This is a genomic window from Cupriavidus sp. SHE (assembly GCF_000812445.1).
Classification (GTDB): Bacteria; Pseudomonadota; Gammaproteobacteria; order Burkholderiales; family Burkholderiaceae; genus Cupriavidus; species Cupriavidus metallidurans.
Window position 1 is genome coordinate 1 of sequence record NZ_JWMB01000014.1, and the last position, 4,615, is coordinate 4,615.

A 4,615-nucleotide genomic window follows, 5' to 3' on the forward strand; every position below is an offset into this window, starting at 1 on the left:
CGGAAGCCAGCGGCCTCCATTTCGCCGAAGACCGTGGCGAGGAACCGCATACTGCCGAACACCCAAATACAGGCAGTCGGCTTCAACACGCGCGCAACCTCTGTCACCCAACCATCGCAACGGCGATCCCATTCCAGGCTGGTGTCCCCATACGGCGGATCAGTGATACAGGCATCGGCTATGGCCGAGGGCCATTCGCGCATGACCTGGCGGCAATCGCCTTGGTAGCAGTGATCAAGCTTCATCATCCCTCCCGCCCATCGCCTCGCCATTCCCAGCAGACGGGGCGGCGCTGATTGATTCACGGGCTTCCATGACCGCCTCCCTGGTGGACTCCATTGCAGCGCGCAACCGCTTACCGGCGCCCTCGGCACGGTCGGCAACGTCTTTCACATGGCTCCGTTTTTGGAATCGGGTTTCGGCGTATGTCGCGTTGTATGCCTCTCTCGATGCATCCCACAGTTCAATCCATGCGGCCATGTCAGCCTCCCCGCCCCCAGGCTGGCTGGCGCTTTCGAGGGCGCGGATGCGGGCGATCAGGCGACGAACCACAATCTTTACGACTGGCCCGACAGGGAATTCCTCGAACTCTCGCTCGATGGCATCCAAATCCAGCTTCTCGCTCATGGCATCACCTTCCCAATCTCGGCAGCAGCGCGGACGATGGCGCGACGGGTAGCGGCGTTGGCGTCATCGCCGTGACTCTCGCAAAGACTGATATTCCATATGTCGGCAGTGGTGCAGCCAAACGTGCTATCCGAATGAACGGTAATGCCCAGCTTCACCGCCAGCCGCAGCGCGTCGCCGTCGTCGGTCAGCGGATTCCATTCATCCCACTCGCGCCCATCGCGTGAGAAATGCCCGCTATCGAATTGACCACCAGCCGCCTTCGCCGCCAGTTCCAGCAGTTCACGATCAGCCATTGCTCTCTCCTGTGGCGAGGGCGCGCAGGGATTCGTACGACTCGTCGCCCCATGCCTCTTGGACGTGTGTGGCAGGCCATGCGCCGCGCGTGCCCTTCGGAACGTGGTCGTAGAAGCATGTGTAGCCAGGATCGCGCGAGGGACGAGTCTTCATCCAGATGTGCTTGGGCATCCCAAGCGGCCAGTCGTAGCCTTCCTCGCGGACCATCCTCATGAACTCGTGCACGTCATGGTGGCCACGAGACATCAGCACATACACGTCCTCGCCGATGTTCTCGATTTCGAGCGGATATTCCTTAGCCACGCTCGCCTCCCTTCTCTTGCGACTGCTCGCGGGACATGGCTGCGCGGGCATGGTCGATTGCGTCGATTTCCTCGCGAACGCTGATCGCCCCGTATTTGCGCGTCAAAATCTTCACGTGCATACGCCAGCGCGCAGCGTCCCGTTCCGAATTGGGCGAGCACGTGTACAGCGGCACGTCATAACCGCCGCCTTGGCCGTAGCTAAATGCCGCGCTGTCGTGGTCGACGGCTGGATTCCAAAAGGCGACGGGCTTCGCCACCGCCCCCGCATCGGCCTGCACCTGCTGGGCGGACGACGCGAATAGACCTTTCGATTTTTGCGGGTGCTTCGGCTCTTCTCGTGGCGTGTTGTCCATCACGTCGAGCATCCAGTCCGTCAACGATTCTTCGGTGATGGTCTGGCCGATGCAATGCTCGTTCAGGTACGTCACAAACCGGGTAAGCGGCTTCGCCTCGCGCTCATCCTGCTGCGCCGATGCGGCCATCGAATACTTGCAGCGGCATCCTGCGCAAATGTCATTTGGATTGCACTGCGCTTCAGCATCGGCATACGATGGGCCACGCACCAGACCAAGAGCCTGAGCGGCAGCGTTTGCAATGGCGGCCAGCTTGGCATTTCGAACAGCAGCCGCGCTCTCCGGGTCGTCTCCGCAAGGTTCCTTTGCCGACTCCGCTTGAGACATGATCCATCGCAGTACCACTTGCGTATCGTCCCCCGCGCCCATTTCCCCAGGCTGGCGAGGGGCGGCGAGGAGTGAATACAATTCAGCCGAGTATTGCGCGTAATCCTCATCACACAGATTGTTCCGCAGGAATCGGTCGATGCTGTTATACGCCGCCTCTTGATCGCGCCTCAGCCCATCCCCCCCCTGTTGCGGGGCGCTCGGGGCGGATTGGTAGACAGACATGTCCGGGCCCTTGCGGATCGCCTTCGCAAGATCGTGGGGATCGTCGTACATCCAATCGCCAGTGCGCGGATCGGTGTATTCCACCACCAGCGCAGCCCAATCCAAGCCGTCTTGATGGCCAGACAGATAGTCGGTGCTCAGCGTGCCGGCGAAGTCCTCACGGATGTATGAGGCCTCCTCATGCTCAGGCTCTTGGCTGTCTTCGCACCATGTATGCGAGCCGCCTTCGCCAACGCCGCGTTGCAGCCAGATTCGTTTCGGTGCCCATTCGTTAGGCATATTCGCCGCACATTCTGCGGTGATTGGCGAGCTATTCGCCGCATTGGTAGTGTCGGTCATCACAGTTCCCCGTTCTTGAATTGTTCGATCGCACCTGCCATCGGTCCGAATCGGACCCAGCGCAGCAGAGGCCAGTGGGGGTGCTTCAGGGCGTCCTGGCAGAGCTCGCGCAGCGCGCGCTCCAGCGACAGGATTCGCGCGGCGTGCGCGACGTTGGTATCCCGGGCGTTGGCGAGAAGAGACTGCGACTCGGCTAACTGCCGGCGGAGCTCCGCGTTCTCGCGCTTGAGGCGGGTGGAGTCGAGTGCGAGATCCATCATGTCTTCCTTGACGGTCGGCTTCGCACGACTCACTGTCACTCCGAGTGGCCATGTCATTGTTCGGACTCCTTGTTTTGGGTGATAGGGCGGCGGTATGCCTTGGTCAGGCCAAAGTCGACGGCGTGGCCGCGGCTGCGGATGACTTTCGCCATGCGTGCTCTGGCGACATGGCTGGCGGTTGCCTGCCTGACTAGGCCGAAGTAGCTGTTGACTGCTGCGAATACATCGCGCGACGGCATTTCCGCCAGCCGGCGAGTTCCGACATTGAGCGTGCGCGGGCGGGTGTGGCGTGCCCATGGCCGAATCACCTGGCCGACGAAATCAATGCCGCGCGGTACCGGCTGTAGGATCGTCTTCGACGGATTGAGCCTGGCGCCAAGTCGGCGCGGCAGGAACGCCTCAATTTGGGCATGGGCGGTACTCAGCCACTGCGGCGATTCGTGGAGGATCACGAAGTCATCGACATAGCGGATATAGTGCCGCGCGCCGATGCGATGCTTGACGTGCTGGTCGAGCACATCAAGGTAGACATTGGCAAAAAACTGGCTACTGAGGTTGCCGATCGGCAGCCCGCGATGTGCCGGCTGGTTGAGCAGGCTCTTGTGCGGCGGCACGAGTGCCATCAGGGCTGACGGTGCTTGCATGATGACGTCCGGGCGCGGGTCGTGCATCAACACGAGATCCGTGAGCGCCATCCACCATGGTTCGGTGACGCGCTCGGCCAACTCCTTGCGCAGGACAGTCTTGTCGATGCTGACGAAGAAGTTGGCGAGGTCGCATTTCAGGTACCACGCCGGCCGGGACCAGTTCTGCGTGATGCTGCGCACCTTCGCCTCCAGGCGCTGGGCAGCATAGAGCGTGCCGCGCCCGGGAATGCATGCGCAGCTATCCGCGATGAACGAAGCGTAGAAGCGCGGCGCAATGCGGTTGTACAGGAGGTGGTGGACCACGCGATCGCGGAAGTCTGCAGCCCAGACTTCGCGCGGCTTGGGTCGGGTCACGACGAAGCAGATGGAGCGGCCAGGACGATAGCTGCCGTCCATCAACTCGTCGTACAGTTCGCGCAAGTTGCGCTCGAGCTGCTGCTCGAACACGAGCGCACTGTGTGTGTTGCGTTTCCGGCGGCGGCAGTCGAAATATGCCGTCACCAGGTCCTCGAAGGAAGCACGATCCGCACCGCTTTGATCTGCGGACGGCCCGAGCACGAAACTCGTTGTTCTTGTGGTTGTTGTTCTGGTTGCCATTGCCGAAGTTCTGGTTCCACGCGTTGTTGGAGTTGCTCTCGGACTGCGTCTGTTCGTGCTATCTACGTCGCCTCGCCGAAGGCGTCATGCCGATCAGCGGGGAAACTGCGCCGGACCAGACCTGGTGACTCCCAGCGGTATCCGTGATGCGCCTGGCGGTGGCCTTGTGAGCCAGCGGCACGACCAGATAAAAATCGCACGGGCGAGACGGCCTTAACCGTCAGGCAACAGGCGACGATGCGGACTTCTTCCTCCAGCCATTAGCCTGCTTACCGATGCTCGTCGTAATCGAAACGGCCTTGGCGTACTGCGGCCGCGCGATTAGGCGCTTGTCGACACAAAGGCGCAGTAGCAACTCGACCACCTGCAGGCGCTCGACCAAGTCGAGCAGTGGCTGCGACTTGTCGCGGTACACATTCCCGCGGCAGATCAACACCGTGATCTCCACGATCTCGTCGCGGATCTTCCCGCCCAGCGAGACCTTGAAGTCGCGCGGCATGCTTCGGGTGATTTCCGTGACCACATCGAGGAGGTCGTACGCCGCCTTATAGATGGGGAGGTCGGTATGCAGAGCCATGGCTAAATGACTGAATGATCAAAGAGGCAATCTGCGGACGGCCCGAGCACGAAACTCGTTG

8 protein-coding genes are annotated in these 4,615 nt (G+C 61.4%); all 8 read right to left on the minus strand.

The features are described from left to right. A partial coding sequence (locus RN01_RS34535) for a DNA methyltransferase (RefSeq protein ID WP_038316959.1) occupies positions 1–248 on the minus strand: 248 nt, incomplete at its 3' end. Continuing rightward, positions 235–627 (minus strand): hypothetical protein, encoded by a 393-nt coding sequence (locus RN01_RS06940; RefSeq protein ID WP_017514610.1) that lies wholly within the window; start codon positions 625–627, stop codon positions 235–237. The genes RN01_RS34535 and RN01_RS06940, both read right to left, overlap by 14 nt. Then, positions 624–923, minus strand: coding sequence for a hypothetical protein (locus RN01_RS06945; RefSeq protein ID WP_017514609.1), 300 nt, complete (start codon positions 921–923; stop codon positions 624–626). The genes RN01_RS06940 and RN01_RS06945 overlap by 4 nt, the downstream gene beginning before the upstream one ends. After that, entirely contained in the window at positions 916–1,227 is a 312-nt protein-coding gene (locus RN01_RS06950) for a hypothetical protein (protein WP_017514608.1), read from the minus strand. Before RN01_RS06950 ends, RN01_RS06945 begins: the two co-directional genes overlap by 8 nt. Then, positions 1,220–2,473, minus strand: coding sequence for a hypothetical protein (locus tag RN01_RS34270; RefSeq protein ID WP_017514607.1), 1,254 nt, complete (start codon positions 2,471–2,473; stop codon positions 1,220–1,222). Before RN01_RS34270 ends, RN01_RS06950 begins: the two co-directional genes overlap by 8 nt. Further along, entirely contained in the window at positions 2,473–2,790 is a 318-nt protein-coding gene (locus tag RN01_RS06960) for a hypothetical protein (protein ID WP_017514606.1), read from the minus strand. Before RN01_RS06960 ends, RN01_RS34270 begins: the two co-directional genes overlap by 1 nt. Further along, positions 2,787–3,977 carry an RNA-directed DNA polymerase gene (locus RN01_RS06965; RefSeq protein WP_029699631.1) on the minus strand — a complete coding sequence of 397 codons (1,191 nt, stop codon included), beginning with the start codon at positions 3,975–3,977 and terminating at the stop codon, positions 2,787–2,789. The genes RN01_RS06960 and RN01_RS06965 overlap by 4 nt, the downstream gene beginning before the upstream one ends. Positions 3,978–4,197: 220 nt before the next feature. Continuing rightward, positions 4,198–4,554, minus strand: a complete 357-nt coding sequence (locus RN01_RS06970; RefSeq protein WP_017514603.1) for a four helix bundle protein — start codon at positions 4,552–4,554, stop codon at positions 4,198–4,200. Between the last annotated feature and the right edge of the window lie 61 nt (positions 4,555–4,615).